Below are 26,943 nucleotides of genomic sequence, written 5' to 3' on the forward strand. Positions count from 1 at the left end.
GCATATCGTGTATAAGGAAGTGTATTTATGGAAGACGCACCGTTTTACCGTGACACCTGGGTGGAAGTTGATTTAGATGCGATTTATAACAATGTTACGCATATTAAAGAGTTCATTCCAAGTGATGTAGAGATTTTTGCTGTAGTTAAAGCGAATGCATATGGGCACGATTATGTACCGGTGGCTAAAACTGCATTAGAAGCAGGAGCGACAAGATTAGCAGTTGCTTTTTTAGATGAAGCTTTAGTGCTTCGGAGGGCTGGTATTACTGCACCGATTTTAGTATTAGGTCCTTCCCCGCCCCGTGATGTAAATGTAGCTGCTGAAAATGATGTAGCATTAACTGTTTTTCAAAAAGAATGGGTGGAAGAAGCGATAAAGCTCTGGGATGGTTCATCAATAATGAAATTCCATATTAATTTTGATAGTGGTATGGGGAGAATCGGAATACGTGAACGCAAAGAATTAAAAGGGTTCTTAAAGAGTTTAGAAGGTGCGCCATTTTTAGAGTTAGAAGGAGTATATACGCATTTTGCAACAGCGGATGAGGTTGAGACTTCTTACTTTGATAAGCAATATAATACATTCTTGCAGCAGTTAAGTTGGTTGAAAGAATTTGGAGTAAATCCTAAATTTGTCCATACAGCCAATAGCGCTGCAACGTTAAGGTTTCAAGGGATTACATTTAATGCGGTGCGAGTTGGTATTGCGATGTATGGATTATCCCCATCTGTAGAAATACGTCCTTTTTTACCATTTAAATTGGAACCGGCGTTGTCACTTCATACGAAAGTTGCTCATATTAAGCAAGTGATTAAAGGGGATGGAATTAGTTATAATGTCACATACCGAACGAGAACTGAAGAATGGATTGCGACAGTTGCAATTGGATATGCAGATGGCTGGCTTAGAAGATTGCAAGGGTTTAAAGTACTTGTAAATGGTGAAAGAGTACCGATTGTGGGTCGAGTAACAATGGATCAATTCATGATACATCTTCCTTGTGAAGTGCCACTTGGTACGAAAGTTACACTCATTGGGAGACAAGGTGATGAGTATATTAGTGCTACTGAGGTCGCTGAATATTCCGGGACTATTAATTATGAAATTATCGCAACGATAAGCTTCCGTGTACCGAGAATATTTATACGAAACGGTAAAGTTGTAGAAGTAATCAATTATTTGAACGATATATAGAAGAAGGTATTATCGCTCAGTATCTCGTCATTTAGGGGATTTTCGCTAATGGAAAATAGGCTCTTTTTTGCTAGGGAGCTTCTTTTTATAATTGTTATTAATATAAGTTACAATGAAATGTTGCGGAAAGAATTGCTTTATTTCTTGTTTGAAAGAGATGAAAAGTAAAAGAAGATGAATGTTTTGTTTATGAATTGGAAAACATAAGCAGGGAATAAGGAAGTCTTTGCAACAGGCTCCATACAATGGTATTATTACAATAGGTGTCATATATATATTTGGGTGTGTAGTTGACGGTGGAGGTGTATTTTTGTGTCCGAATCAAGTGTAACTACTGAAATCGTGGTTCGGTTGCCAAAGCAAATGGTAACGGAATTGGACGGAATTGGAAAACAAGAGAATAAGAATCGCCATGAACTAATTTGCCAGGCAACACAACTGTTATTGCGTCAACATAAGACGAAGAAACGCTACCAACATGAATCAATGCGACGTGGGTACATTGAAATGGGAAAAATTAATCTTGGTATTGCATCTGAAGCTTTCTTAGCAGAGTATGAAGCAGCTCATACAGTAGAACGCTTAGTTAGCGGGGGGTAATATTTTGATTGTAAAACGCGGCGACGTGTATTTTGCAGACCTTTCCCCAGTTGTTGGTTCTGAGCAAGGAGGCGTTCGTCCGGTTCTTGTCATTCAAAATGACATCGGAAATCGTTTTAGTCCGACTGTGATTGTAGCGGCTATTACTGCACAGATTCAAAAAGCGAAATTACCCACTCATGTGGAAATTGATGCGAAAAAGTATGGTTTTGAGAGAGATTCTGTTATTTTACTTGAGCAGATTCGAACAATCGATAAGCAACGCTTAACGGACAAAATCACTCATTTGGATGAAGTGATGATGAGTCGTGTAGATGAAGCGTTACAAATTAGTTTAGGACTAATAGATTTTTAAATCGGCAGTTTAAGTTGCTCTCTTTACAGGGCAACTTTTTTTTATTATAGAGGAGGTTACGGTTGGATATGGAAATGGTAGATAATCGACAAGGGTTAATGAAAATGTTAGTGAAAGAATTAGGCTTTACAGAAAAGCAAGTTCGTCATGTTATTCAATTAACAGAAGAAGGTAACACAGTTCCATTTATCGCTCGTTACCGAAAAGAATGGACAGGATCTCTAGATGAGGTGCAAATTCGTGCAATCTTAGAAAGATGGCAATATATGATGCAACTAGAAGATAGGAAAGAAGAGGTTCTTCGTCTTATTGGTGAAAAGGGTAAACTAACCGAAGAGTTGCGTCGTCATATTGTTGCTGCAAAAAAACTTCAGGAAGTAGAAGATTTATATCGTCCATATAAAGAAAAAAGAAGAACGAAAGCTACAATTGCTAAAGAAAAGGGATTAGAACCGTTAGCTGAGTGGCTATTGTTATATAAAAAAGAAAATCCAGCAGAGAAGGCTATGGAATTTGTTAATGCAGAAAAAGAAGTGGCGTCTGCAGAAGATGCGTTGCAAGGTGCGCAAGATATTATTGCGGAACTTGTTTCGGATAATGCGGCATATCGTAGTTGGATTCGCAATACTACTTTCCGACAAGGGATTATGTCTTCATCTGTAAAAGATAAAGAAAAAGATGAAAAGAATATATATGAAATGTATTATGGCTATGAAGAACCGTTGCAAAAAGTAGTGCCACATCGTGTACTAGCTATGAATCGTGGTGAAAAGGAAGATGTATTAAGAGTTTCTGTTATCACGCCAATTGAAGAAATCCTTCAGTTTTTACATAAAAAAATGATTCTTGATGAAGCTTCTAAAAGTGCGCATTATGTACAATTAGCGATGGAAGATGGATATAAGCGATTAATTCAACCTTCAATAGAAAGAGAAATTCGTAAAGAATTAATGGAAACGGCCGAAGAACAAGCGATTCACATTTTCTCTGAGAATTTACGTAATTTATTATTACAACCTCCGATGAAAGGGAAAGTTGTGTTAGCGGTAGATCCAGCGTATAGAACCGGTTGTAAATTAGCTGTAGTAGATGATACAGGAAAAGTTCTTCACATAGATGTTATTTATCCGCATCCGCCTGTTCGTAAATATGAGGATGCAAAAACGAAAATCCTCTCAATTATAGATAAATATGAAGTTGAAATGATAGCGATTGGAAATGGTACAGCTTCGAGAGAAACGGAAGAATTTATAGTAGATGTATTACAAAATGTAGAACGAGATGTATTTTACATTATTGTAAATGAAGCGGGTGCTAGTGTGTACTCAGCATCTGATGTAGCTCGCGAGGAGTTTCCGAATTTACAGGTTGAAGAAAGAAGTGCTGTTTCAATTGGGAGACGTCTGCAAGATCCACTTGCAGAGCTTGTGAAAATTGACCCTAAATCTGTTGGGGTGGGACAATATCAACATGATGTATCTCAAAAGAGATTAAATGAATCATTAACATTTGTAGTAGAGACAGCAGTTAACCGAGTTGGTGTTAATGTAAATACAGCTTCAGTTGCATTGTTGCAATATGTTTCGGGGTTATCAAAAACAGTTGCGAAAAATATTGTAGCTAAGCGTGAGGAAGATGGAAAATTCACGAAGCGTACTGAATTAAAGAAAATCCCGCGTTTAGGTGCAAAAACATATGAACAATGTATCGGGTTTTTACGTATATTAGAAGGAGCGAATCCGTTAGATCGCACAGGGATTCATCCAGAGCAATATAAAAATGTTGAATTGCTATTAAAGAGCTTAGGGTTATCGAAGAGTGATGTGGGGAAACCAAACTTGCAAAAGAGTTTAGAAGGAGTAGATATTTCTAAATTATCTCAAGAGACGGAGATTGGTGAGCCAACACTAGTTGATATTATGGATGCTTTAATTAGCCCGGAACGAGATATGAGGGATGAGTTGCCAAAGCCACTTTTGAAAAAGGGGATTTTAAAATTAGAAGATTTAAAGCGTGGTATGGAATTAGAGGGAACGATCCGCAATGTTGTTGATTTCGGTGCCTTTGTTGATATTGGTGTGAAGCAAGATGGTTTAGTACATATTTCTAAACTAAGCAAACAATTTGTAAAGCATCCATTAGATATTGTATCCGTGGGACAAATTGTAAAGGTATGGGTAGATGATATTGATACGAAAAAAGGTCGTGTTGCATTATCAATGTTACCGATTGAATAGTTAAGAAAAGAGAGCAGATGAAACTGCTCTTTTTTTATGAACTGGAAAGTTTAATTGATTATGAGCTTTGATGTATTTTACTATAATAAAACCAGCATTCATTTAGTAACTTGATTTGATACCGGTTTTTCTCAAAATATGCACGTTGCATTTGTTTCTTTAGCCACGTGGGCATAGGAATCCCTCCTTGTTTAATCCTGCTCTCAAAAAAGTAGCTCCTTTTAGTTAAGGTAACTTTGATGAGAGGTTGGTGAGTGGATTTCTAGCAATGCTGCATTTTTAGAAATCACGCTTCTTGAATGAGGATGGGTATATGTACTATTTACTATATGTATAAGAAGAGAGAAAAGTGTAAAAATATTTTTTAGTTTAGGAGGAATGAGAATGGATGAGCAAGAAATTCAGCGGTTAGTGGAAGAGGTATCGTTACAATGCTTTGGAATGCCGTTTTTACATAAAGCAATGTTTAATAGTAGGTTACGTACAACTGGTGGGCGCTATCTATTGAAGAATCATAATATAGAATTGAATTATCGATATTACGAAATATATGGTAAAGAAGAGTTAGTCGGGATTGTTAAACATGAACTTTGTCATTATCACTTACATATCACAGGAAAAGGGTATAAGCACCGAGATAGAGATTTTCGTGAGTTATTAAAGAAAGTAGCTGCACCACGTTTTTGCAAACGAATGATTAGTGAGGAGGAAACGAAAGTTTCTATGTATGAATGTATGGGGTGTTCATTTCAATATGTAAGAAGACGTCAAATAAATACACAAAGATATGTATGTGGAAAGTGTAAAGGACAACTAAAACTGGTAGTGAAAACATCTTGACAGTGAAAACGCAATCCAGTATATTATAAACATGTCCCGTTTGCGCAAGACGTTGTGAAAAAACTTCTTGACTTACGATGAGAAATTTTATAAGATACAAATTGTCTTTATTATTCCGCAGTAGCTCAGTGGTAGAGCTATCGGCTGTTAACCGATCGGTCGTAGGTTCGAGTCCTACCTGCGGAGCCATATACAGAGAAGTACCCAAGTGGCTCAAGGGGCTCCCCTGCTAAGGGAGTAGATCGCTAACGCGGTGCGAGGGTTCGAATCCCTTCTTCTCTGCCATATATATTGGCCCGTTGGTCAAGTGGTTAAGACACCGCCCTTTCACGGCGGTAACACGGGTTCGAATCCCGTACGGGTCACCACTTCGGAGGATTAGCTCAGCTGGGAGAGCACCTGCCTTACAAGCAGGGGGTCGGCGGTTCGATCCCGTCATCCTCCACCATATAAATTATATAAATAATATTATCGCGGGGTGGAGCAGTACGGTAGCTCGTCGGGCTCATAACCCGAAGGTCGCAGGTTCAAATCCTGTCCCCGCAACCAAATGGTCCCGTGGTGTAGTGGTTAACATGCCTGCCTGTCACGCAGGAGATCGCCGGTTCGACCCCGGTCGGGACCGCCATTTTAACTTCTGCTATATGGCAGTTGTTTTTTATTGGACATTATGGTACAATAACATTTGTCTTTGAAAAGAAGATAACTATTTCGATGGGCTATAGCCAAGCGGTAAGGCAACGGACTTTGACTCCGTCATGCGCTGGTTCGAATCCAGCTAGCCCAGCCATTTACGAGCCATTAGCTCAGTTGGTAGAGCATCTGACTTTTAATCAGAGGGTCGAAGGTTCGAATCCTTCATGGCTCACTTTTGTTTTTTCCGCGCGGTCGTGGCGGAACGGCAGACGCGCTAGGTTGAGGGCCTAGTGGGGGAAACCCCGTGGAGGTTCAAGTCCTCTCGGCCGCATCAAAAAATCTTTTAAAAAAAGTACTTGCATTTGAAAATGTAGTATGATAAGATAATTGAGTCGCCAAAATACAACGACGAAAAAACATCATGAATAAGCGCCCGTAGCTCAATTGGATAGAGCGTTTGACTACGGATCAAGAGGTTAGGGGTTCGACTCCTCTCGGGCGCGCCATAACGGGAAGTGGCTCAGCTTGGTAGAGCACCTGGTTTGGGACCAGGGGGTCGCAGGTTCAAATCCTGTCTTCCCGACCACGCGGGTGTAGTTTAGTGGTAAAACAAGAGCCTTCCAAGCTCTGGTCGAGAGTTCGATTCTCTTCACCCGCTTTTAGTTCTTTGAAAACTGAACGAAACAAACAACGTGAACGTCAATTTTTATTTTTAGATGCTAGACAAACTAACTTTATTGGAGAGTTTGATCCTGGCTCAGGATGAACGCTGGCGGCGTGCCTAATACATGCAAGTCGAGCGAATGGATTAAGAGCTTGCTCTTATGAAGTTAGCGGCGGACGGGTGAGTAACACGTGGGTAACCTACCCATAAGACTGGGATAACTCCGGGAAACCGGGGCTAATACCGGATAATATTTTGAACTGCATAGTTCGAAATTGAAAGGCGGCTTCGGCTGTCACTTATGGATGGACCCGCGTCGCATTAGCTAGTTGGTGAGGTAACGGCTCACCAAGGCAACGATGCGTAGCCGACCTGAGAGGGTGATCGGCCACACTGGGACTGAGACACGGCCCAGACTCCTACGGGAGGCAGCAGTAGGGAATCTTCCGCAATGGACGAAAGTCTGACGGAGCAACGCCGCGTGAGTGATGAAGGCTTTCGGGTCGTAAAACTCTGTTGTTAGGGAAGAACAAGTGCTAGTTGAATAAGCTGGCACCTTGACGGTACCTAACCAGAAAGCCACGGCTAACTACGTGCCAGCAGCCGCGGTAATACGTAGGTGGCAAGCGTTATCCGGAATTATTGGGCGTAAAGCGCGCGCAGGTGGTTTCTTAAGTCTGATGTGAAAGCCCACGGCTCAACCGTGGAGGGTCATTGGAAACTGGGAGACTTGAGTGCAGAAGAGGAAAGTGGAATTCCATGTGTAGCGGTGAAATGCGTAGAGATATGGAGGAACACCAGTGGCGAAGGCGACTTTCTGGTCTGTAACTGACACTGAGGCGCGAAAGCGTGGGGAGCAAACAGGATTAGATACCCTGGTAGTCCACGCCGTAAACGATGAGTGCTAAGTGTTAGAGGGTTTCCGCCCTTTAGTGCTGAAGTTAACGCATTAAGCACTCCGCCTGGGGAGTACGGCCGCAAGGCTGAAACTCAAAGGAATTGACGGGGGCCCGCACAAGCGGTGGAGCATGTGGTTTAATTCGAAGCAACGCGAAGAACCTTACCAGGTCTTGACATCCTCTGAAAACTCTAGAGATAGAGCTTCTCCTTCGGGAGCAGAGTGACAGGTGGTGCATGGTTGTCGTCAGCTCGTGTCGTGAGATGTTGGGTTAAGTCCCGCAACGAGCGCAACCCTTGATCTTAGTTGCCATCATTAAGTTGGGCACTCTAAGGTGACTGCCGGTGACAAACCGGAGGAAGGTGGGGATGACGTCAAATCATCATGCCCCTTATGACCTGGGCTACACACGTGCTACAATGGACGGTACAAAGAGCTGCAAGACCGCGAGGTGGAGCTAATCTCATAAAACCGTTCTCAGTTCGGATTGTAGGCTGCAACTCGCCTACATGAAGCTGGAATCGCTAGTAATCGCGGATCAGCATGCCGCGGTGAATACGTTCCCGGGCCTTGTACACACCGCCCGTCACACCACGAGAGTTTGTAACACCCGAAGTCGGTGGGGTAACCTTTATGGAGCCAGCCGCCTAAGGTGGGACAGATGATTGGGGTGAAGTCGTAACAAGGTAGCCGTATCGGAAGGTGCGGCTGGATCACCTCCTTTCTATGGAGAATTGATGAACGCAGTTCATCAATAAACGTTGACTTGTTTTGTTTCGTTCAGTTTTGAGAGAACTATCTCTCAAGTTTAAATGTATGTTCTTTGAAAACTAGATAACAGTGTAGCTCATATTTTTTTAATTTTAGTTTGGTTAAGTTAGAAAGGGCGCACGGTGGATGCCTTGACACTAGGAGTCGATGAAGGACGGGACTAACGCCGATATGCTTCGGGGAGCTGTAAGTAAGCTTTGATCCGAAGATTTCCGAATGGGGAAACCCACTATACGTAATGGTATGGTATCCTTACCTGAATACATAGGGTATGGAAGACAGACCCAGGGAACTGAAACATCTAAGTACCTGGAGGAAGAGAAAGCAAATGCGATTTCCTGAGTAGCGGCGAGCGAAACGGAATCTAGCCCAAACCAAGAGGCTTGCCTCTTGGGGTTGTAGGACATTCTATACGGAGTTACAAAGGAACGAGGTAGACGAAGCGACCTGGAAAGGTCCGTCACAGAGGGTAATAACCCCGTAGTCGAAACTTCGTTCTCTCTTGAATGTATCCTGAGTACGGCGGAACACGTGAAATTCCGTCGGAATCTGGGAGGACCATCTCCCAAGGCTAAATACTCCCTAGTGATCGATAGTGAACCAGTACCGTGAGGGAAAGGTGAAAAGCACCCCGGAAGGGGAGTGAAAGAGATCCTGAAACCGTGTGCCTACAAATAGTCAGAGCCCGTTAATGGGTGATGGCGTGCCTTTTGTAGAATGAACCGGCGAGTTACGATCCCGTGCAAGGTTAAGCTGAAGAGGCGGAGCCGCAGCGAAAGCGAGTCTGAATAGGGCGTTTAGTACGTGGTCGTAGACCCGAAACCAGGTGATCTACCCATGTCCAGGGTGAAGTTCAGGTAACACTGAATGGAGGCCCGAACCCACGCACGTTGAAAAGTGCGGGGATGAGGTGTGGGTAGCGGAGAAATTCCAATCGAACCTGGAGATAGCTGGTTCTCCCCGAAATAGCTTTAGGGCTAGCCTTAAGTGTAAGAGTCTTGGAGGTAGAGCACTGATTGAACTAGGGGTCCTCATCGGATTACCGAATTCAGTCAAACTCCGAATGCCAATGACTTATCCTTAGGAGTCAGACTGCGAGTGATAAGATCCGTAGTCAAGAGGGAAACAGCCCAGATCGCCAGCTAAGGTCCCAAAGTGTGTATTAAGTGGAAAAGGATGTGGAGTTGCTTAGACAACTAGGATGTTGGCTCAGAAGCAGCCACCATTTAAAGAGTGCGTAATAGCTCACTAGTCGAGTGACTCTGCGCCGAAAATGTACCGGGGCTAAATACACCACCGAAGCTGCGAATTGATACCAATGGTATCAGTGGTAGGGGAGCGTTCTAAGTGCAGTGAAGTCAGACCGGAAGGACTGGTGGAGCGCTTAGAAGTGAGAATGCCGGTATGAGTAGCGAAAGACGGGTGAGAATCCCGTCCACCGAATGCCTAAGGTTTCCTGAGGAAGGCTCGTCCGCTCAGGGTTAGTCAGGACCTAAGCCGAGGCCGACAGGCGTAGGCGATGGACAACAGGTTGATATTCCTGTACCACCTCTTTATCGTTTGAGCAATGGAGGGACGCAGAAGGATAGAAGAAGCGTGCGATTGGTTGTGCACGTCCAAGCAGTTAGGCTGATAAGTAGGCAAATCCGCTTATCGTGAAGGCTGAGCTGTGATGGGGAAGCTCCTTATGGAGCGAAGTCTTTGATTCCCCGCTGCCAAGAAAAGCTTCTAGCGAGATAAAAGGTGCCTGTACCGCAAACCGACACAGGTAGGCGAGGAGAGAATCCTAAGGTGTGCGAGAGAACTCTGGTTAAGGAACTCGGCAAAATGACCCCGTAACTTCGGGAGAAGGGGTGCTTTCTTAACGGAAAGCCGCAGTGAATAGGCCCAAGCGACTGTTTAGCAAAAACACAGGTCTCTGCGAAGCCGTAAGGCGAAGTATAGGGGCTGACACCTGCCCGGTGCTGGAAGGTTAAGGAGAGGGGTTAGCGTAAGCGAAGCTCTGAACTGAAGCCCCAGTAAACGGCGGCCGTAACTATAACGGTCCTAAGGTAGCGAAATTCCTTGTCGGGTAAGTTCCGACCCGCACGAAAGGTGTAACGATTTGGGCACTGTCTCAACCAGAGACTCGGTGAAATTATAGTACCTGTGAAGATGCAGGTTACCCGCGACAGGACGGAAAGACCCCGTGGAGCTTTACTGTAGCCTGATATTGAATTTTGGTACAGTTTGTACAGGATAGGCGGGAGCCATTGAAACCGGAGCGCTAGCTTCGGTGGAGGCGCTGGTGGGATACCGCCCTGACTGTATTGAAATTCTAACCTACGGGTCTTATCGACCCGGGAGACAGTGTCAGGTGGGCAGTTTGACTGGGGCGGTCGCCTCCTAAAGTGTAACGGAGGCGCCCAAAGGTTCCCTCAGAATGGTTGGAAATCATTCGTAGAGTGCAAAGGCATAAGGGAGCTTGACTGCGAGACCTACAAGTCGAGCAGGGACGAAAGTCGGGCTTAGTGATCCGGTGGTTCCGCATGGAAGGGCCATCGCTCAACGGATAAAAGCTACCCCGGGGATAACAGGCTTATCTCCCCCAAGAGTCCACATCGACGGGGAGGTTTGGCACCTCGATGTCGGCTCATCGCATCCTGGGGCTGTAGTCGGTCCCAAGGGTTGGGCTGTTCGCCCATTAAAGCGGTACGCGAGCTGGGTTCAGAACGTCGTGAGACAGTTCGGTCCCTATCCGTCGTGGGCGCAGGAAATTTGAGAGGAGCTGTCCTTAGTACGAGAGGACCGGGATGGACGCACCGCTGGTGTACCAGTTGTTCTGCCAAGGGCATAGCTGGGTAGCTATGTGCGGAAGGGATAAGTGCTGAAAGCATCTAAGCATGAAGCCCCCCTCAAGATGAGATTTCCCATAGCGTAAGCTAGTAAGATCCCTGAAAGATGATCAGGTTGATAGGTTCGAGGTGGAAGCATGGTGACATGTGGAGCTGACGAATACTAATAGATCGAGGACTTAACCATATAATATGAAGCAATGTTATCTAGTTTTGAAGGAATATGCCTTCAATAGTTTGGTGATGATGGCAGAGAGGTCACACCCGTTCCCATACCGAACACGGAAGTTAAGCTCTCTAGCGCCGATGGTAGTTGGGACCTTGTCCCTGTGAGAGTAGGACGTCGCCAAGCTATTTATATCATCGCGGGGTGGAGCAGTACGGTAGCTCGTCGGGCTCATAACCCGAAGGTCGCAGGTTCAAATCCTGTCCCCGCAACCAAATGGTCCCGTGGTGTAGTGGTTAACATGCCTGCCTGTCACGCAGGAGATCGCCGGTTCGACCCCGGTCGGGACCGCCATTTTATATAAAGAAAAGAACGAAACAAGTTGTTTCGTATTTTTTTATTTGTTTTAACAAAAAACTAATAAAGACAGTCAAACTATCCTTAGGAAAACTCCTAAGGACTTTTTTATATATTTAAAACCTGTATAATAAAGAGCAGAGAACATTGTGAGTAAAGTAGGTGAAGTCTGTGAGTAAACATGAAGTAACAACAAAATCTTCTGAAGAAACCCAGCGATTATCAGAAAAATTAGGGAGACTTGTAAAGGCACAAGATGTAATTATTTTAGAAGGTGATCTTGGAGCTGGCAAGACGACTTTTACAAAAGGACTAGCAAAAGGTCTTGGAGTGAAAAGAGTCGTAAATAGTCCTACCTTCAATATTATTAAAGAATATAAAGGAAGATTACCGCTATATCATATGGATGTGTATCGTTTAGCGGAAAGTGAAGAAGATTTAGGATTTGATGAGTATTTCTATGGTGAAGGGATTACAGTAGTAGAATGGGCTCATTTAATAGAAGCATATTTACCGAATGAGAAGTTGCAAATTAGTTTATTCCATGCTGGAGATGATACAAGAAAAATTGTACTCGAGCCAATTGGAGATCGCTATATTAGATTATGTGAGGAGCTATTACAAGATGAAAGTACTAGCAATTGATACTTCAAATTACGTAATGGGTGTATCCCTTATTGAGGAAGGGAACGTGATTGGGGAAATCATTACAAATTTAACAAAAAACCATTCTGTACGTCTTATGCCAGCTGTAGAGAAACTGTTAAAAGAATGCGGTGTAAAACCGAAAGAATTGACTAAAATTGTTGTAGCAGCTGGACCCGGATCATATACAGGTGTTCGTATAGGTGTGACAGCTGCAAAAACATTAGCTTGGTCACTTCAAATACCAATTGTAGGTGTATCAAGTTTAGAAGTGGTGGCTGCAAATGGTACTAATTTTAATGGACTAATTTGTCCTTTATTTGATGGCCGACGTGGTCAAATTTACACGGGGTTATATACATATGAAGGAGAGCGTATAACTTCAATCGAAGAAGACCGAATTATTCTTATTGTTGACTGGTTGCAAATGTTAAAAGATAAAGAACAGCCTGTTTTATTTATTGGTAACGATGTTAAATTGCATAAAGAAACAATTGTAGAATATTTAGGTGATCAAGCTGTATTTGCTCCGTTCACTAAGAATAACCCAAGACCAAGTGAATTAGCATTTTTAGGATTACAAAAAGAAGAACAAGACGTGCATACGTTTGTTCCTAGCTATCTTCGTTTAGCTGAAGCTGAAACAAAATGGTTAGAAAGTCAAAAACAATAGGGGCCTACAGAAGATGGATATGATATTTAGAAAGATGGCACTTGATGATATTGCTCAAATTGTAGCTATTGAAGAAGCATCTTTTTCAACCCCTTGGACTGCAGATGCATTTCACCATGAATTAGAGATGAATGAACATGCACATTATGTCGTGCTAGAAAAAGATGGTCTCGTAATTGGATATTGTGGATTGTGGATAATTATTGATGAATCACATGTAACAAATATAGCTATCCTACCAGAATACAGAGGTCAAAAGCTAGGGGATGCCTTATTGAAAGAAGTCATTTCCGAAGCGAAAGGGTTAGGAGTAAAAACAATGACACTTGAAGTACGCGTGTCAAATGAAGTAGCAAAGCAGTTATACAGAAAATACGGATTTCAAAATGGTGGGATTCGTAAACGATACTATGCAGACAATCAGGAAGATGGTCTTGTAATGTGGGTGAATATATAATGGAAAAAAACACAATTATACTTGGTATTGAAACAAGCTGTGATGAAACAGCTGTAGCAGTTGTTAAAAATGGAACGGAAATCATTGCGAATGTCGTTGCATCGCAAATTGAAAGTCATAAGCGTTTTGGCGGAGTTGTACCAGAGATTGCATCCCGTCATCATGTAGAAGAAATCACAGTTGTGTTAGAAGAAGCTTTAAAAGAAGCGAATATCACTTTTGAGGATATTGATGCAATTGCTGTAACAGAAGGCCCAGGTTTAGTCGGAGCACTTTTAATAGGTGTAAATGCAGCGAAAGCTGTGGCTTTTGCTCATGATATCCCTCTAGTTGGTGTTCATCATATTGCTGGTCATATTTATGCGAACCGTTTAGTAAAAGAAGTACAATTCCCGTTACTATCGCTTGTTGTATCCGGTGGACATACGGAGCTTGTTTATATGAAAGAACATGGTTCATTTGAAGTGATTGGTGAAACGCGAGATGATGCGGCAGGAGAAGCTTACGATAAAGTAGCTCGTACATTATCAATGCCTTATCCAGGTGGTCCTCATATTGATCGCCTTGCGCATGAAGGAAAACCAACAATTGATTTGCCTCGTGCGTGGCTAGAACCTGATTCGTATGATTTCAGCTTTAGTGGATTGAAATCAGCAGTTATCAACACTGTGCATAACGCAAAACAGCGCGGTATAGAAATTGCACCAGAAGATTTAGCAGCAAGTTTCCAAGAAAGTGTAATAGATGTGCTTGTAACGAAAGCGTCCCGTGCAGCAGATGCTTATAATGTAAAACAAGTGCTTCTTGCTGGTGGAGTAGCTGCTAATAAAGGGCTTCGTGCACGTTTAGCAGCAGAATTTGCACAAAAAGAAAATATAGAGCTAATTATTCCTCCTCTATCTTTATGCACAGATAATGCAGCGATGATTGCGGCTGCAGGTACAATTGCATACGAACAAGGAAAACGCGCTACATTAGCTTTAAATGCAAATCCAGGATTAGATATTGAAGCATAGTTATACACAAAATTAACCACAGATTGTGGATAAAACCCGTATTATCTGTTGATAATACGGGTTTTTTTGTGTACATAAAATGTGTATAACTTTTTGTGTGACTGTGGATAATGTGGAAAAGTTATTTGGGAGTTTATATTATAAAGGTGGATATGTGCATAACCTTGTGGATAACATAGGGGAAGTCTGACCTTTGTAGAAATTCTTTTTTGGGAAATAAAAAACAAGGAGATGTCCAAAAAACATGTTGAAACATCCTCCACTTGTTATATAAGGTGCTACTATTGTCAATCCTTGTCGGTAAATCGATATTTCTTGTCGAATCGTTTATATAATTTCATTTACTATGGTATTGATTCTAAAAGAGAAAATAAAAAGGAGGTCATCTCGTCAAAAAGACCGACTTATGAGACATCCCCCTCTTTTAAATTCTCTTATATATGCAGTTCTTCCCATTCTGCCATACAAGCTTCAAGCTGTTCTTGCAGTGTTTGTTTTTTAGTTGTAATTTCACTAGCCTTTTCATAATCTGCATATATTTCTGGTAAGCAAAGCTGATCTTCTAACGTAGCAATTTCTTCTTCTAAGCCTACGATATTTTGTTCCAGTTCTTCAATTTTTCGAGTACGTTGACGCTCTAACTGTTTACGTTCTTTTTCTTCGAGATAATTTAATTTTTCTTGTGCCACCACTTTTTGAACAGGTACTTCATCTTCTTGCTCTAGTTCCGCACGTTCAATCATTTCATTTTTCTTTTCAACGTAATAATCGTAATCACCTAAATATTCTTGTGCACCTTCTGTTGATAACTCAACAACGGTTGTCGTTACGCGATTAATAAAGTAGCGGTCATGAGAGACGAATAGAAGAGTACCCGGGTAATCAATTAAAGCATTCTCCAAAATCTCTTTACTATTTAAATCAAGATGGTTTGTTGGTTCATCGAGAATTAATAAATTGGATTTTTGCATCATAAGTTTTGCAAGAGCTAGTCGAGCCTTTTGTCCACCACTAAGAGAAGATACTGGTTTGAGTACATCATCCCCTGTGAATAAAAAGTTGCCTAGTATAGTGCGAATTTCTTTTTCAGGTTGCAGGGGATATTCATCCCATAGTTCATTTAAAACTCGCTTCGAAGATGTTAAGTTGGCTTGTTCTTGATCATAATAACCAACAGATACATTTGACCCGAAAGCAACGTTTCCATGTAATAGCTGTAACTTATTCACAATGGATTTTAATAATGTAGATTTTCCAATTCCGTTTGGCCCAACTAAGGCAACACTGTCACCGCGAGTTAAGCGCATATTTACATGTGCAATAATCGGTTCCTGATAATAGCCAATAGTGGCATCTTTAACTTGTAAAACATCATTTCCACTTTGTTTTTCAATATCGAAGTGGAAGGAAGCTGATTTAGAATCGCCTAATGGTCTAGCTAATACTTCCATTCTGTCTAATTGTTTACGGCGACTTTGAGCACGTTTTGTCGTAGATGCACGAGCTATATTTTTTTGCACAAAGTCTTCCAGTTTAGAAATTTCATCTTGTTGTTTTTCATAACGCTTCATCTCTTGCTCGTATAGAGCTGATTTTGAGTCTAAATATTTACTGTAGTTACCAACAAATCGTCGGCTTTCCTTATTAGAAATTTCGTATACTTGTGTAACGAGTTTATCTAAGAAATAACGGTCATGGGAAACGATTAAAATCGCGCCAGGATAGCCTTGTAAATATTGTTCAAGCCATGTTAGTGTCTCAATGTCCAAATGGTTTGTAGGTTCGTCTAAAATAAGTAAGTCTGGTCTAGTTAATAATAATTTCCCAAGAGCTAATCGAGTCTTTTGTCCACCACTTAATGTGGAAATTGTCGTCTGATGCGTTTCAACTGGGAAGCCAAGACCGCTTAAAATCGAGCGTATATCCGCTTCGTACTGATAGCCGCCTTGATCTTTATAATCTAATTGTAATTGGTCATAATCAGCTAGTAATTTCTCATATATAGCCGCATTTGAAAAGTTTTCTTCTTTTCCCATCTCTTGCTCTAGCTTTCGGAGTTTTGTCTCCATCTGCTGTAGATGTGTAAAGACGGTTAACATTTCATCCCAAATTGTTAAAGACGTTTCTAATCCGGTATTTTGAGCTAAATACCCCATTGAGACATCTTTCGGTTTTATAATTTCACCACCATCATGAGATAACTCGCCAGCTATTATTTTTAATAATGTAGATTTTCCGGCTCCATTTCGTCCGACTAATGCGATACGATCTTTTGTTTGTACTTCCAATTTTATGTTTGCAAGAATCGTTTCTGCACCGTATAATTTCGAAAGCCCATTCACTTGTAATAATATCAATGTTTTCACCTCAAATAATTTCTTAACTTTGCCATGTTTATATTTCTCAATCATACTAAAAATAGTGTATAGTTTAAAATAAAGAGAGAATACTTCTTCTCTTTATTATACAAGGAAATTCATGAGTACTAAACTTCTGTATTTGATTCAAGTATAAGAATAAAGATAGGAAGAGAGGAGAGGTTATATGGATCAGCAAAAAATTCCACAGGCCACTGCCAAACGATTGCCTCTATACTATCGATTTATCCAAAACTTATCTCTTTCTGGTAAGCAACGTGTTTCATCAGCCGAATTGAGTGAAGCGGTAAAGGTTGATTCCGCAACTATTCGAAGAGATTTTTCATATTTTGGAGCGTTAGGGAAAAAAGGATATGGATATAACGTAAATTATTTATTATCATTTTTCCGTGAAACACTCGACCAAGATGATATAACACGTGTGGCACTTATTGGAGTAGGTAATTTAGGGACCGCTTTCTTACATTATAATTTCACGAAAAACAATAATACAAAAATTGAAATGGCGTTTGATGTTAGTGAAGAGAAAGTTGGAACAGAAATCGGAGGAATTCCTGTATATCATTTGGATGAATTAGAAGAACGTTTATCAACTGATATACAAGTGGCAATATTAACGGTACCCGCTACAGTAGCGCAATCTGTGGCAGATAGATTGGCAGAAACGAACGTGCATGGTATTTTAAATTTCACACCAGCACGCTTAAATGTGTCAGAGAATATAAGAATTCATCACATTGATTTAGCTGTAGAGTTACAAACGCTTGTTTACTTTTTGAAGAATTATCCACAATAAAACGCAGAGGAGATGACCTCTGCGTTTTATTATTGTTTTTTCTTTGTGAATTTAACTAAGATAAGGCGAAGTGCCAAATTAAAATCAATTGTTGCCATAACTGCAAATAGTATTGTCCACATATTCCAGATTGTATCTGTTACGTTCGTAATGGCGAAGCGTGTAAAGATACATCCAAGAAGAAAGTACAATGCAGCCATGAACAATGGTGAGTTTCTCATACTAAAAATCCTCCGATAAAGCCTTGCATTTTCTCAGCTTCTTTAATCATTTCTTGAATTTGCTCATTGCTCATGAAAATCTGTCCAATTGCAACTAATGTATTCATTGCCACATGGGCTGCTATAGGAACGATAATGCGTTTCGTTTTTACATATAAGAAGGCGAATACAAGCCCCATAGAAGTGTATACCAATAAATGAGTAAAATCAAAATGAATCGCTGCGAATACTAGTGAACTAATGATAGCAGCAATAAAGAAGTTAAATCTCTTGTAAAGTGTACCAAATAAAATTTTTCTAAATACAATCTCTTCTAAAATAGGGCCTATAATTGAAACGACAATAAGGAACCAAGGTGTAGTTCGTGCAATTTCCATGAGTCTCATTGTGTTTTCTGAACCTTGTTTAATCTTTAGTAGCTGCATTTCAATCATCCCTGCAAGTATTTGGGAGAAGAAAGCTAAGAAAATACCAATAAAAATCCACCCAATTGTAGCTGGAACAGTAGAGCGCATTTTATCTAAATGTCTGTCACGAATATCTGTTCTGAGTAACCAAAGTACAACGCATAATGCAATGAAAAAGCTAATGATAGCCCAATGACCAGTTATGAGCTGAATTTTTTCCTCTCTAGTAAATCCCCTATTATCGTATAGTCCAGTTTTCAGGAGAAGCGGTAACCCGGCAATGCCTGATAACTGCATTAAAATGTATGTAACGATAATCCACCAATATTGTTTTTTCAAATGGTTTAACCATCCTTTCTAACGCTAGTGTATGAGATAAGGTAGGATAACATGTAAATATGCTACCTACGATATAAACTTTCATTTGAATTATGTTTTTTTTGTAAATTAGCATTTGAAAATAAAATAGGAGACAGGAAAAAGTTGTACGTTTAGCGAAAACAACTTAGGGTGTCTTTCATATTGTAACATACAAGAAGTGGGAACAACGATTCATATAGTAAAGGTAGTAGAAGAAGTAATCCTATCTAGGAAAGTGCATAAAGTAATTTGCGAAAAAATTATGATTTTTTTACTTGCAAAAGAAATTGAGATTATTTATTATTAGAAGTGTGTTAGCACTCGTGTGACTTGAGTGCTAATAAATAAAATTTACATAACAAAATGAGGAGGTTATTGTTCATGCTAAAGCCATTAGGTGATCGCGTTGTAATTGAACTTGTTCAAGCAGAAGAAAAAACAGCAAGTGGTATTGTATTACCAGAAACTGCAAAAGAAAAACCACAAGAGGGTAAAGTTATTGCAGTAGGTACAGGCCGAGTGCTTGAAAATGGTGAGCGTGTTGCTTTAGAGGTAGCAGCAGGTGATCTTATCATCTTCTCAAAATATGCAGGTACTGAAGTGAAATACGAAGGTACAGACTACTTGATTTTACGTGAAAGTGACATTTTAGCAATTATCGGTTAATTATATACATTTTAAAAATCCAAGGGGGTCAATTATTATGGCAAAAGATATTAAATTTAGTGAAGAAGCACGTCGTTCGATGCTTCGCGGTGTCGACACTCTTGCAAACGCAGTAAAAGTAACGCTTGGACCAAAAGGTCGTAACGTTGTACTTGAGAAAAAATTCGGTTCACCACTTATTACAAATGACGGTGTAACAATCGCAAAAGAAATCGAATTAGAAGATGCATTCGAAAACATGGGTGCGAAATTAGTGGCAGAAGTTGCTAGCAAAACAAACGATGTAGCTGGTGACGGAACGACAACTGCAACTGTATTAGCGCAAGCTATGATTCGTGAAGGTCTTAAAAACGTAACAGCTGGTGCAAACCCAATGGGTCTTCGTAAAGGTATCGAAAAAGCTGTTACTGCTGCAATTGAAGAATTAAAAGCGATTTCTAAACCAATCGAAGGTAAATCTTCTATCGCACAAGTAGCTGCTATTTCTTCGGCTGACGAAGAAGTAGGTCAATTAATCGCTGAAGCAATGGAGCGCGTTGGTAACGACGGCGTTATTACTTTAGAAGAATCTAAAGGATTCACAACAGAATTAGACGTAGTAGAAGGTATGCAATTTGATCGTGGATATGCATCTCCTTACATGATTACTGATTCTGATAAAATGGAAGCAGTTCTTGATAACCCATACATTTTAATTACTGATAAAAAGATTTCTAACATCCAAGAAATCTTACCAGTATTAGAGCAAGTGGTACAACAAGGTAAACCACTTCTTATCATTGCTGAAGATGTAGAAGGCGAAGCGTTAGCTACATTAGTAGTGAACAAACTTCGTGGTACATTCAATGTAGTAGCTGTTAAAGCTCCTGGATTTGGTGACCGTCGTAAAGCAATGCTAGAAGATATCGCAATCTTAACTGGTGGCGAAGTAATCACTGAAGAATTAGGACGTGACTTAAAATCTGCTACAGTTGCATCTTTAGGACGCGCTGGTAAAATTGTTGTAACGAAAGAAAACACAACTGTAGTTGAAGGTATTGGAAACACAGAACAAATCGAAGCTCGCATCGGTCAAATCCGTGCGCAATTAGAAGAAACAACTTCTGAATTCGATCGTGAAAAATTACAAGAGCGTCTTGCGAAACTTGCGGGCGGCGTAGCAGTAATTAAAGTAGGTGCAGCAACTGAAACTGAGTTAAAAGAGCGCAAACTTCGCATTGAAGATGCACTTAACTCAACTCGTGCAGCAGTAGAAGAAGGTATCGTTGCAGGTGGTGGTACTTCACTTATGAACGTATACACAAAAGTAGCTTCTATCGTAGCTGAAGGCGACGAAGCAACAGGTATCAACATCGTACTTCGTGCACTAGAAGAGCCAGTTCGTCAAATCGCAATCAACGCTGGTCTAGAAGGATCTGTAGTTGTAGAGCGTCTAAAAGGCGAAAAAGTAGGCGTTGGTTTCAACGCAGCTACTGGCGAATGGGTTAACATGCTTGAGTCTGGTATCGTAGATCCAGCTAAAGTAACTCGTTCTGCACTTCAAAACGCAGCATCTGTTGCAGCTATGTTCTTAACGACTGAAGCTGTAGTTGCTGACAAGCCAGAACCAAATGCACCAGCAATGCCTGACATGGGCGGCATGGGCATGGGCGGTATGGGCGGAATGATGTAATTCCGTTCTCCCGAAAAACATCCACTTCTATATAGAAGTGGATGTTTTTTTGTGTTTTTGAGAGCAGGAAATTAATTTCTGTAGAATTTTGTCGCTTTCTCTCTTGACCATACTGATACTTCATTGTTAGAATCTAGGGAGATAATATAAAACGATCCTTCATATATCCTCAATGATATGGTTTGAGAGTCTCTACCGGGTTACCGTAAACAACCTGACTATGAAGGCAGTGTGTCTTATATTTATAAAGAGCGGAAGACTATCTTTCTTTATAAAGCCAGACCCCTGCCTTTTCTTTGTTATGAGACTAGAGGCGGAGGACTGGCTTTTTTTATTATATTGGTAATTCTTTTTGCTAAATTGGTGAAAATATTTATATACGAGAACTAACGTTGGGGTGATTATTTTGAAGAAGCAGCATGATACAATTATCGTTTTAGATTTTGGGAGTCAGTACAATCAGTTAATAGCACGTCGAATTCGTGAGTTCGGTGTATACAGTGAACTTCATCCGCATACAATTACTGCAGAAGAAATTAAAGCAATGAATCCAAAAGGGATTATTTTCTCTGGTGGACCAAATAGTGTATACGGTGAAGGTGCATTACATTGTGATGAAAAAATCTTTGAGCTAGGATTACCGATTTTCGGTATCTGTTACGGTATGCAGCTTATGACGCAACACTTCGGTGGTAAAGTAGAACGTGCCAACCACCGTGAGTACGGAAAAGCTGTTCTTAAAGTAGAGAACGAATCAAAATTATATGCGAACCTTCCAGAAGAGCAAGTTGTATGGATGAGCCATGGTGACTTAGTAACTGGTTTACCTGAAGGATTCGTAGTAGATGCAACAAGTGAGTCTTGTCCAATCGCTGGTATGAGCAATGAAGCGGAAAACTTATACGGTGTACAATTCCACCCAGAAGTACGTCACTCTGAGCACGGTAACGATTTAATTAAAAACTTCGTATTCGGCGTATGTGGTTGTTCTGAAGGATGGAACATGGAGAACTTTATCGAAGTAGAATTAGAAAAGATCCGTGAAACTGTTGGAGACAAAAAAGTACTATGCGCACTTAGCGGCGGTGTAGACTCTTCTGTTGTAGCAGTATTAATTCATAAGGCGATTGGTGACCAATTAACATGTATTTTCGTGGACCACGGTTTACTTCGTAAAGATGAAGCAGAAGGTGTTATGAAAACATTTAGCGAAGGCTTCCATATGAACGTTATTAAAGTGGATGCGAAAGAACGCTTCATGAACAAGTTAAAAGGTGTAGAAGATCCAGAACAAAAGCGTAAAATCATCGGTAATGAATTCATTTACGTATTTGATGATGAAGCTTCTAGATTAAAAGGAATGGACTTCCTAGCGCAAGGTACACTTTACACGGACATCGTTGAAAGTGGTACAGCAACTGCACAAACAATTAAATCTCACCATAACGTTGGTGGACTTCCAGAAGACATGCAGTTCAAATTAATTGAGCCTTTAAACACTTTATTTAAAGATGAAGTACGTGTATTAGGATCAGAATTAGGAATTCCTGATGAAATCGTATGGCGTCAACCGTTCCCAGGTCCAGGACTTGGTATTCGTGTATTAGGTGAAATTACAGAAGAGAAATTAGAAATCGTTCGTGAATCTGATGCGATTTTACGTGAAGAAATCCAAAAAGCAGGATTAGAACGTGAAGTTTGGCAATACTTCACTGCGCTTCCTGGTATGCGTAGTGTAGGTGTTATGGGTGACGAGCGTACTTACGATTACACAGTAGGTATCCGTGCAGTAACATCTATCGATGGTATGACAGCTGACTGGGCACGTATCCCTTGGGACGTATTAGAGAAAATCTCTGTACGTATCGTAAACGAAGTAAAACACGTTAACCGTATCGTGTATGATATAACGAGTAAGCCACCAGCAACTATTGAGTGGGAATAGTATTATAATGAAAGATCCATCTATCATTTTATGCATAGATGGATCTTTTTGTTTTTAAGTGATTATACGAACGAAAATATAAAAATATATAAAAATGTTCGTTTTTAAATTGACACACACCCTATTGTGAGTTAATATGAGTATGTAATTCAAACAAAAAGTGAATATTATGCCGTCGTATAATATCGGGGATATGGCCTGAAAGTTTCTACCTAGCTACCGTAAATGGCTTGACTACGAGGCGTTTGTATAAAGATGAGGGGAAACTTGTCTTTGTTTATAGAACGCTTCCATGTATATGCAATGGAAGCCTTTTTTATTTTCATAAATAAAAGAGGGCTAGGGAGAATTACGGCGAGTAATCATATAACGGGGGAAACGTAGGATGAAACGCTATTTTCAGTTTGATGAGCTCGGTACGAATTATAAGACTGAGTTCATAGCAGGGTTAACGACATTTCTATCTATGGCTTACGTACTATTTGTCAATCCTGCTACGCTGTCGCTTGGAAATGTTAAAGGATTACCAGCAGGTACAGGAATGGATCCAGGTGCAGTATTCGTTGCTACAGCATTAGCAGCGGCGATTGGTTCGTTAATTATGGGGATATTTGCGAAGTATCCGATTGCTTTAGCGCCAGGTATGGGAATAAACGCGTTCTTTGCTTATACAGCGGTGTTAACGATGGGAATTCCGTGGCAAACGGCGATTGCTGGAACATTAATGTCAGGTATTATCTTTATTATTCTTACTGCTTCAGGTATTCGTGAAAAAATCATTAATGCAATTCCAGTAGAGTTAAAGTTTGCAGTAGCGGCGGGTATCGGATTATTCATTGCCTTCCTTGGATTCCAAAATGCCGGAATTATCGTGAAAAATGATGCCGTCCTTGTTGGATTGGGGGATTTAACGAAGGGTACAACGTTGCTGGCGATTTTCGGAGTTGTTACTACAATCATCTTCATGATTAGGAAAATAAATGGTGCTGTTTTCTACGGTATGATTCTTACGGCAATCTTAGGAGTAGCAACAGGATTAATTGATACTCCGAAAGCTGTAGTGGGAGCAATACCGAGTCTAGAACCAACGTTCGGTGTGGCGTTAACTCACTTTGGAGATATTTTCACTGTTGAAATGGCGATTGTTATTATCACGTTCTTCTTTATCGATTTCTTTGATACAGCAGGTACGCTTGTAGCGGTTGCGAATCAAGCGGGATTAATGAAGAACAATAAATTACCACGTGCAGGAAAAGCATTATTTGCAGATGCGGTTGCAACTGTAATTGGTGCAATTCTAGGTACATCTACTACAACGTCTTACATTGAATCGTCTGCAGGGGTAGCAGCAGGAGGACGTTCTGGATTTACAGCAGTTGTAACAGCAGGATTCTTCTTACTGGCACTTTTCTTCTCGCCACTATTAAGTGTTGTGACACCAGCTGTAACGGCACCAGCTCTAATTATTGTAGGAATCTTGATGGTTTCATCTTTAGGAGAAATTGATTGGAAGAAATTCGAGATTGCAGTACCGGCATTCTTTACAATCATCTCTATGCCACTTACGTATAGTATCGCAACAGGAATCGCGATTGGATTTATCTTCTATCCAATTACAATGGTTGTGAGTGGTCGTCGTAAAGAGATTCATCCAATTATGTATGTTATGGGAGTTTTATTCGTACTATATTTCATCTACGTTCGTAAATAAAAGGGGTTTTTTGAAAGGTCTAGACTTAAGGGGAGTCTAGACCTTTTTTGCGTCTTCAGAAAATCTTAAGGATTTCCGAGCGTTTTTCTTCAGAAGTTTTCTTATAATAGAAGTTAGGGATTAAAAACTGATGGGGGAGATATTATGGCCGGGGAAACAATACTTGTCGTAGATGATGAAAAAGAAATTAGGAACCTTATTACAATTTATTTAAAGAACGAAGGATATAAAGTACTGCAAGCAGGGGACGGAGAAGAAGGGTTACGTATATTAGAAGAAAATGAAGTGCACTTAGTTGTATTAGATATTATGATGCCGAAAGTAGATGGTATTCATATGTGTATGAAAGTAAGGGAAGCGAAGGAAATGCCGATTATTATGCTTTCGGCAAAAACGCAAGATATGGATAAAATTTTAGGATTAACAACAGGTGCAGATGATTACGTAACGAAACCGTTTAATCCGTTAGAGTTAATCGCAAGAATTAAATCTCAGCTACGTCGTTATATGAAAATGAATGGTTTTGCTATTCAAAATGAGGACGAGTTAGAAATTGGGAATATGGCAATAAACATTTCAACTCATAAAGTCATTGTAGAGGGAGAAGAAGTGAAGTTAACTCCAAGGGAATTTTCAATTTTAGAATTGCTAGCTCGTAATCCAGGTATGGTCTTTAGTGCTGAGCAAATTTATGAAAAAGTTTGGAACGAAAGATCTTTCCAGTCTGATAACACTGTAATGGTACATATTCGAAAAGTACGTGAAAAGATTGAGGAGAATCCAAGGAAGCCGAGATATATAAAAACAGTATGGGGAGTGGGGTATAAGATTGAAAAAGATATTTAATCCATTTACTTATGTTAGGAAAGCTAGAACATTAGTGGAGAAATTAGTGAAGAGTGTACGGCGGAGTATAAGAATTCAACTGATTACTACTTTCGCAGCTTGTGCGTTATTAGGAGTTTTATCAACGAAAGCAGCAGCACCATTTTTTGAAAATGCAAATCGTGAGGCTACTATCGATTATCGAGCTGGTATGGAGCGAATTAATCAACAAGCTCAAAGTGCTGCAAATAGCTCAGTTCATGAAAATAAATTAGAAGCCATATCAAATATGATTGAAATAGAGAACCAAAATTTAGAGCAAGGATCTAGAGCTTTAAAGATATTGGTTACTGACGAAAGCGGGAAAGTTTTATATAAAACGAAGCAGGCACAAGAAGAGCAAATAGATTTGCATAATACGATTCGTAATGCAGCATCGTTTGCGATTAATTATACAAATGGTAGAGAAGTATTTGAAAGTACAAGAAAAGAGTTTATAGCTTTTTCACCTATTACTATAGAAGGAAAGAATTTGTACATGTTTGTTAGTGGAATTCCAGAGGGAGAAGTAATGTATGACACGCAAGAAGGGCCATTCCCGTTTTTAATTGGTGTGCTCGTATTCATTTTCTCTTTCTTCTATATAACAAAGAGAAAGATGAAGCAGATCGAAGCGATGGCAGAAGGTGTGAAAGAAATAGAAAAAGGAAACTTGGCTTATCGTATTGAGAAGAAAGGTGAAGATGAGATTGCGTCTTTAACTGAGAATATTAATAATATGGCAGAAGAGCTTATGAATAATATAGAAAAGGAACGTAAATTAGAGAAGCAAAAGAATGAGCTTATTACGAATGTATCTCATGATTTGCGTACGCCGCTTACTTCTATTATGGGATACTTACGATTACTTAGAGACTCTAAATATGAAAATAAAGAGCAACATGATGAGTATACTAAAATTGCTTTTGCAAAGTCGGAGCAGTTAAAGAATTTAATAGAAGATTTATTTGAGTATACGAAGTTAACAAATGAACAAGTTGTATTAGAAAAACAAGAAGTATGTGTAAATGAGTTGCTTGATCAATTAATAGAAGAGTTAGTACCACAGGCAGAAGAGCACGGGCTTTCATTTGTTAAGAAATTTCCTGAAGAACGTGCGCATGCAATGATTGACTCGGAAAAGATGGTCCGTGTATTCGACAACTTGCTAATGAATGCGATTAAGTATAGTAAAGATGATGGAGAGATAAAAGTTTCTCTGCAAAGACAGCGCAGGGATATACAAATTGTTATTGCAAATCATAGTGAAGAGTTTACGAGAGAAGAGTTAGGGAACTTGTTTGAACGGTTTTATAAGAAAGATCAATCTAGAAGTAGAGTAACAGAAGGTTCGGGGCTCGGATTAGCTATTGCGAAAAGCATTGTTGAGTTGCAAGGTGGTAGTATTCGAGCTGAGTATGAGGATGGGATCGTTCAGTTCATCGTTTCATTACCAATTATAGAAAAATAATAAATGAATAGAATGTTATAGGATAAAAAGGCTTATTTTAAAAGGAATAAGTCTTTTTATATTTTTTTAGAAAAACATATTGACGATTAGAGTATAGAGGTGTAAT

At 40.2% G+C, this 26,943-nt stretch carries 20 protein-coding genes, 14 tRNA genes, 3 rRNA genes and 2 riboswitches; of the genes, 33 read left to right on the plus strand and 4 right to left on the minus strand.

Features of this window, described 5'->3' with window-relative positions:
• Positions 1–27: 27 nt before the first annotated feature.
• The 4 genes from alr (at position 28) to NSQ47_RS22060 (ending at position 4,389) form a co-directional block, all read left to right on the plus strand.
• A complete protein-coding gene (gene alr / locus NSQ47_RS22045; protein ID WP_002159533.1) occupies positions 28–1,197 on the plus strand; it encodes an alanine racemase in 1,170 nt (389 codons plus the stop codon).
• Between the two features lie 312 nt (positions 1,198–1,509).
• Positions 1,510–1,797: an antitoxin EndoAI gene (locus NSQ47_RS22050; protein ID WP_000004570.1), complete on the plus strand. Its 288-nt coding sequence runs from the start codon at positions 1,510–1,512 to the stop codon at positions 1,795–1,797.
• Between the two features lie 4 nt (positions 1,798–1,801).
• Positions 1,802–2,152, plus strand: coding sequence for a type II toxin-antitoxin system endoribonuclease NdoA (gene ndoA, locus NSQ47_RS22055; RefSeq protein WP_000635965.1), 351 nt, complete (start codon positions 1,802–1,804; stop codon positions 2,150–2,152).
• A 68-nt stretch (positions 2,153–2,220) separates the two neighbouring features.
• On the plus strand, positions 2,221–4,389 hold the full coding sequence (locus tag NSQ47_RS22060) for a Tex family protein (protein ID WP_016103364.1): 2,169 nt from the start codon (positions 2,221–2,223) through the stop codon (positions 4,387–4,389).
• Positions 4,390–4,447: 58 nt separating this feature from the next.
• On the opposite strand, the gene cmpA is transcribed toward NSQ47_RS22060, so the two are convergent.
• A complete protein-coding gene (gene cmpA, locus NSQ47_RS22065) occupies positions 4,448–4,564 on the minus strand; it encodes a cortex morphogenetic protein CmpA (protein ID WP_001143642.1) in 117 nt (38 codons plus the stop codon).
• A gap of 209 nt (positions 4,565–4,773) precedes the next feature.
• Between cmpA and NSQ47_RS22070 the strand changes: the two genes are divergently transcribed.
• The 22 genes from NSQ47_RS22070 (at position 4,774) to tsaD (ending at position 14,346) form a co-directional block, all read left to right on the plus strand.
• Entirely contained in the window at positions 4,774–5,229 is a 456-nt protein-coding gene (locus tag NSQ47_RS22070; protein ID WP_002159531.1) for a SprT family protein, read from the plus strand.
• Between the two features lie 114 nt (positions 5,230–5,343).
• Positions 5,344–5,418: transfer RNA gene (locus tag NSQ47_RS22075), tRNA-Asn, on the plus strand.
• A 5-nt stretch (positions 5,419–5,423) separates the two neighbouring features.
• Positions 5,424–5,514 (plus strand) — tRNA-Ser (locus tag NSQ47_RS22080).
• 8 nt (positions 5,515–5,522) lie between these two features.
• A tRNA-Glu gene (locus tag NSQ47_RS22085) sits at positions 5,523–5,597 on the plus strand.
• Between the two features lie 4 nt (positions 5,598–5,601).
• Positions 5,602–5,677, plus strand: a tRNA-Val gene (locus tag NSQ47_RS22090).
• 24 nt (positions 5,678–5,701) lie between these two features.
• Positions 5,702–5,778: transfer RNA gene (locus NSQ47_RS22095), tRNA-Met, on the plus strand.
• A gap of 3 nt (positions 5,779–5,781) precedes the next feature.
• Positions 5,782–5,857, plus strand: a tRNA-Asp gene (locus tag NSQ47_RS22100).
• Positions 5,858–5,944: 87 nt separating this feature from the next.
• A tRNA-Gln gene (locus tag NSQ47_RS22105) sits at positions 5,945–6,019 on the plus strand.
• Positions 6,020–6,024: 5 nt separating this feature from the next.
• A tRNA-Lys gene (locus tag NSQ47_RS22110) sits at positions 6,025–6,097 on the plus strand.
• Between the two features lie 16 nt (positions 6,098–6,113).
• Positions 6,114–6,196, plus strand: a tRNA-Leu gene (locus NSQ47_RS22115).
• A gap of 98 nt (positions 6,197–6,294) precedes the next feature.
• Positions 6,295–6,371 (plus strand) — tRNA-Arg (locus NSQ47_RS22120).
• A gap of 3 nt (positions 6,372–6,374) precedes the next feature.
• Positions 6,375–6,451: transfer RNA gene (locus NSQ47_RS22125), tRNA-Pro, on the plus strand.
• A gap of 1 nt (position 6,452) precedes the next feature.
• A tRNA-Gly gene (locus NSQ47_RS22130) sits at positions 6,453–6,523 on the plus strand.
• A gap of 76 nt (positions 6,524–6,599) precedes the next feature.
• A 16S ribosomal RNA gene (locus NSQ47_RS22135) occupies positions 6,600–8,151 on the plus strand.
• A gap of 146 nt (positions 8,152–8,297) precedes the next feature.
• Positions 8,298–11,219 (plus strand): 23S ribosomal RNA (locus NSQ47_RS22140).
• A 49-nt stretch (positions 11,220–11,268) separates the two neighbouring features.
• Positions 11,269–11,384 (plus strand): 5S ribosomal RNA (gene rrf, locus NSQ47_RS22145).
• Together the 16S, 23S and 5S rRNA genes with 14 tRNA genes alongside form the textbook arrangement of a ribosomal RNA operon.
• 12 nt (positions 11,385–11,396) lie before the next feature.
• Positions 11,397–11,473 (plus strand) — tRNA-Met (locus NSQ47_RS22150).
• A gap of 3 nt (positions 11,474–11,476) precedes the next feature.
• A tRNA-Asp gene (locus NSQ47_RS22155) sits at positions 11,477–11,552 on the plus strand.
• 174 nt (positions 11,553–11,726) lie between these two features.
• On the plus strand, positions 11,727–12,200 hold the full coding sequence (gene tsaE, locus NSQ47_RS22160; RefSeq protein WP_341037996.1) for a tRNA (adenosine(37)-N6)-threonylcarbamoyltransferase complex ATPase subunit type 1 TsaE: 474 nt from the start codon (positions 11,727–11,729) through the stop codon (positions 12,198–12,200).
• Entirely contained in the window at positions 12,181–12,873 is a 693-nt protein-coding gene (gene tsaB / locus NSQ47_RS22165) for a tRNA (adenosine(37)-N6)-threonylcarbamoyltransferase complex dimerization subunit type 1 TsaB (RefSeq protein ID WP_002124827.1), read from the plus strand. The genes tsaE and tsaB overlap by 20 nt, the downstream gene beginning before the upstream one ends.
• Positions 12,874–12,886: 13 nt before the next feature.
• Positions 12,887–13,330, plus strand: coding sequence for a ribosomal protein S18-alanine N-acetyltransferase (gene rimI, locus NSQ47_RS22170; protein WP_341037997.1), 444 nt, complete (start codon positions 12,887–12,889; stop codon positions 13,328–13,330).
• Entirely contained in the window at positions 13,330–14,346 is a 1,017-nt protein-coding gene (tsaD, locus tag NSQ47_RS22175) for a tRNA (adenosine(37)-N6)-threonylcarbamoyltransferase complex transferase subunit TsaD (protein ID WP_002009991.1), read from the plus strand. Before rimI ends, tsaD begins: the two co-directional genes overlap by 1 nt.
• Before the next feature lie 434 nt (positions 14,347–14,780).
• Here tsaD and NSQ47_RS22180 read toward each other — a convergent pair whose 3' ends face one another.
• Positions 14,781–16,703 (minus strand): ABC-F family ATP-binding cassette domain-containing protein, encoded by a 1,923-nt coding sequence (locus NSQ47_RS22180; RefSeq protein WP_341037998.1) that lies wholly within the window; start codon positions 16,701–16,703, stop codon positions 14,781–14,783.
• A 187-nt stretch (positions 16,704–16,890) separates the two neighbouring features.
• Here NSQ47_RS22180 and NSQ47_RS22185 point away from each other — a divergent pair, with 187 nt between their 5' ends.
• Positions 16,891–17,520, plus strand: a complete 630-nt coding sequence (locus tag NSQ47_RS22185) for a redox-sensing transcriptional repressor Rex (protein ID WP_000372704.1) — start codon at positions 16,891–16,893, stop codon at positions 17,518–17,520.
• Between the two features lie 29 nt (positions 17,521–17,549).
• On the opposite strand, the gene NSQ47_RS22190 is transcribed toward NSQ47_RS22185, so the two are convergent.
• Together NSQ47_RS22190 and NSQ47_RS22195 are read right to left on the minus strand one after the other, a co-directional pair.
• Positions 17,550–17,741, minus strand: coding sequence for a YdiK family protein (locus NSQ47_RS22190; RefSeq protein WP_001246201.1), 192 nt, complete (start codon positions 17,739–17,741; stop codon positions 17,550–17,552).
• Positions 17,738–18,487, minus strand: a complete 750-nt coding sequence (locus NSQ47_RS22195) for a CPBP family intramembrane glutamic endopeptidase (protein ID WP_002159527.1) — start codon at positions 18,485–18,487, stop codon at positions 17,738–17,740. The genes NSQ47_RS22190 and NSQ47_RS22195 overlap by 4 nt, the downstream gene beginning before the upstream one ends.
• Before the next feature lie 402 nt (positions 18,488–18,889).
• Between NSQ47_RS22195 and groES the strand changes: the two genes are divergently transcribed.
• The 6 genes from groES (at position 18,890) to NSQ47_RS22225 (ending at position 26,837) form a co-directional block, all read left to right on the plus strand.
• Positions 18,890–19,174: a co-chaperone GroES gene (groES, locus tag NSQ47_RS22200; RefSeq protein WP_002009985.1), complete on the plus strand. Its 285-nt coding sequence runs from the start codon at positions 18,890–18,892 to the stop codon at positions 19,172–19,174.
• Between the two features lie 37 nt (positions 19,175–19,211).
• Positions 19,212–20,846 carry a chaperonin GroEL gene (gene groL / locus NSQ47_RS22205; RefSeq protein WP_078175181.1) on the plus strand — a complete coding sequence of 545 codons (1,635 nt, stop codon included), beginning with the start codon at positions 19,212–19,214 and terminating at the stop codon, positions 20,844–20,846.
• Between the two features lie 139 nt (positions 20,847–20,985).
• A riboswitch (purine riboswitch) is annotated at positions 20,986–21,087 on the plus strand.
• Between the two features lie 165 nt (positions 21,088–21,252).
• A complete protein-coding gene (gene guaA / locus NSQ47_RS22210) occupies positions 21,253–22,791 on the plus strand; it encodes a glutamine-hydrolyzing GMP synthase (protein ID WP_133059584.1) in 1,539 nt (512 codons plus the stop codon).
• A gap of 155 nt (positions 22,792–22,946) precedes the next feature.
• A riboswitch (purine riboswitch) is annotated at positions 22,947–23,048 on the plus strand.
• A gap of 128 nt (positions 23,049–23,176) precedes the next feature.
• Complete coding sequence (locus NSQ47_RS22215) at positions 23,177–24,502, plus strand: NCS2 family permease (protein ID WP_002159516.1); 1,326 nt, start codon at positions 23,177–23,179, stop codon at positions 24,500–24,502.
• Positions 24,503–24,646: 144 nt separating this feature from the next.
• Entirely contained in the window at positions 24,647–25,348 is a 702-nt protein-coding gene (locus NSQ47_RS22220; protein WP_002113448.1) for a response regulator transcription factor, read from the plus strand.
• Positions 25,332–26,837, plus strand: coding sequence for a sensor histidine kinase (locus tag NSQ47_RS22225; protein ID WP_002159515.1), 1,506 nt, complete (start codon positions 25,332–25,334; stop codon positions 26,835–26,837). Before NSQ47_RS22220 ends, NSQ47_RS22225 begins: the two co-directional genes overlap by 17 nt.
• Positions 26,838–26,943 lie beyond the last annotated feature (106 nt).

This window comes from Bacillus sp. FSL R10-2780 (assembly GCF_038006125.1).
Lineage (GTDB): Bacteria > Bacillota > Bacilli > Bacillales > Bacillaceae_G > Bacillus_A > Bacillus_A cereus_U.

Coding starts and splice junctions, on each gene's coding strand:
- alr (WP_002159533.1), top strand. CDS start 28: ATGGAAGACGCACCGTTTTACCGTGACACCTGGGTGGAAGTTGATTTA.
- NSQ47_RS22060 (WP_016103364.1), top strand. CDS start 2,221: ATGGAAATGGTAGATAATCGACAAGGGTTAATGAAAATGTTAGTGAAA.
- cmpA (WP_001143642.1), bottom strand. CDS start 4,564: ATGCCCACGTGGCTAAAGAAACAAATGCAACGTGCATATTTTGAGAAA.
- NSQ47_RS22070 (WP_002159531.1), top strand. CDS start 4,774: ATGGATGAGCAAGAAATTCAGCGGTTAGTGGAAGAGGTATCGTTACAA.
- tsaB (WP_002124827.1), top strand. CDS start 12,181: ATGAAAGTACTAGCAATTGATACTTCAAATTACGTAATGGGTGTATCC.
- rimI (WP_341037997.1), top strand. CDS start 12,887: ATGGATATGATATTTAGAAAGATGGCACTTGATGATATTGCTCAAATT.
- tsaD (WP_002009991.1), top strand. CDS start 13,330: ATGGAAAAAAACACAATTATACTTGGTATTGAAACAAGCTGTGATGAA.
- NSQ47_RS22185 (WP_000372704.1), top strand. CDS start 16,891: ATGGATCAGCAAAAAATTCCACAGGCCACTGCCAAACGATTGCCTCTA.
- NSQ47_RS22190 (WP_001246201.1), bottom strand. CDS start 17,741: ATGAGAAACTCACCATTGTTCATGGCTGCATTGTACTTTCTTCTTGGA.
- groES (WP_002009985.1), top strand. CDS start 18,890: ATGCTAAAGCCATTAGGTGATCGCGTTGTAATTGAACTTGTTCAAGCA.
- groL (WP_078175181.1), top strand. CDS start 19,212: ATGGCAAAAGATATTAAATTTAGTGAAGAAGCACGTCGTTCGATGCTT.
- NSQ47_RS22215 (WP_002159516.1), top strand. CDS start 23,177: ATGAAACGCTATTTTCAGTTTGATGAGCTCGGTACGAATTATAAGACT.
- NSQ47_RS22220 (WP_002113448.1), top strand. CDS start 24,647: ATGGCCGGGGAAACAATACTTGTCGTAGATGATGAAAAAGAAATTAGG.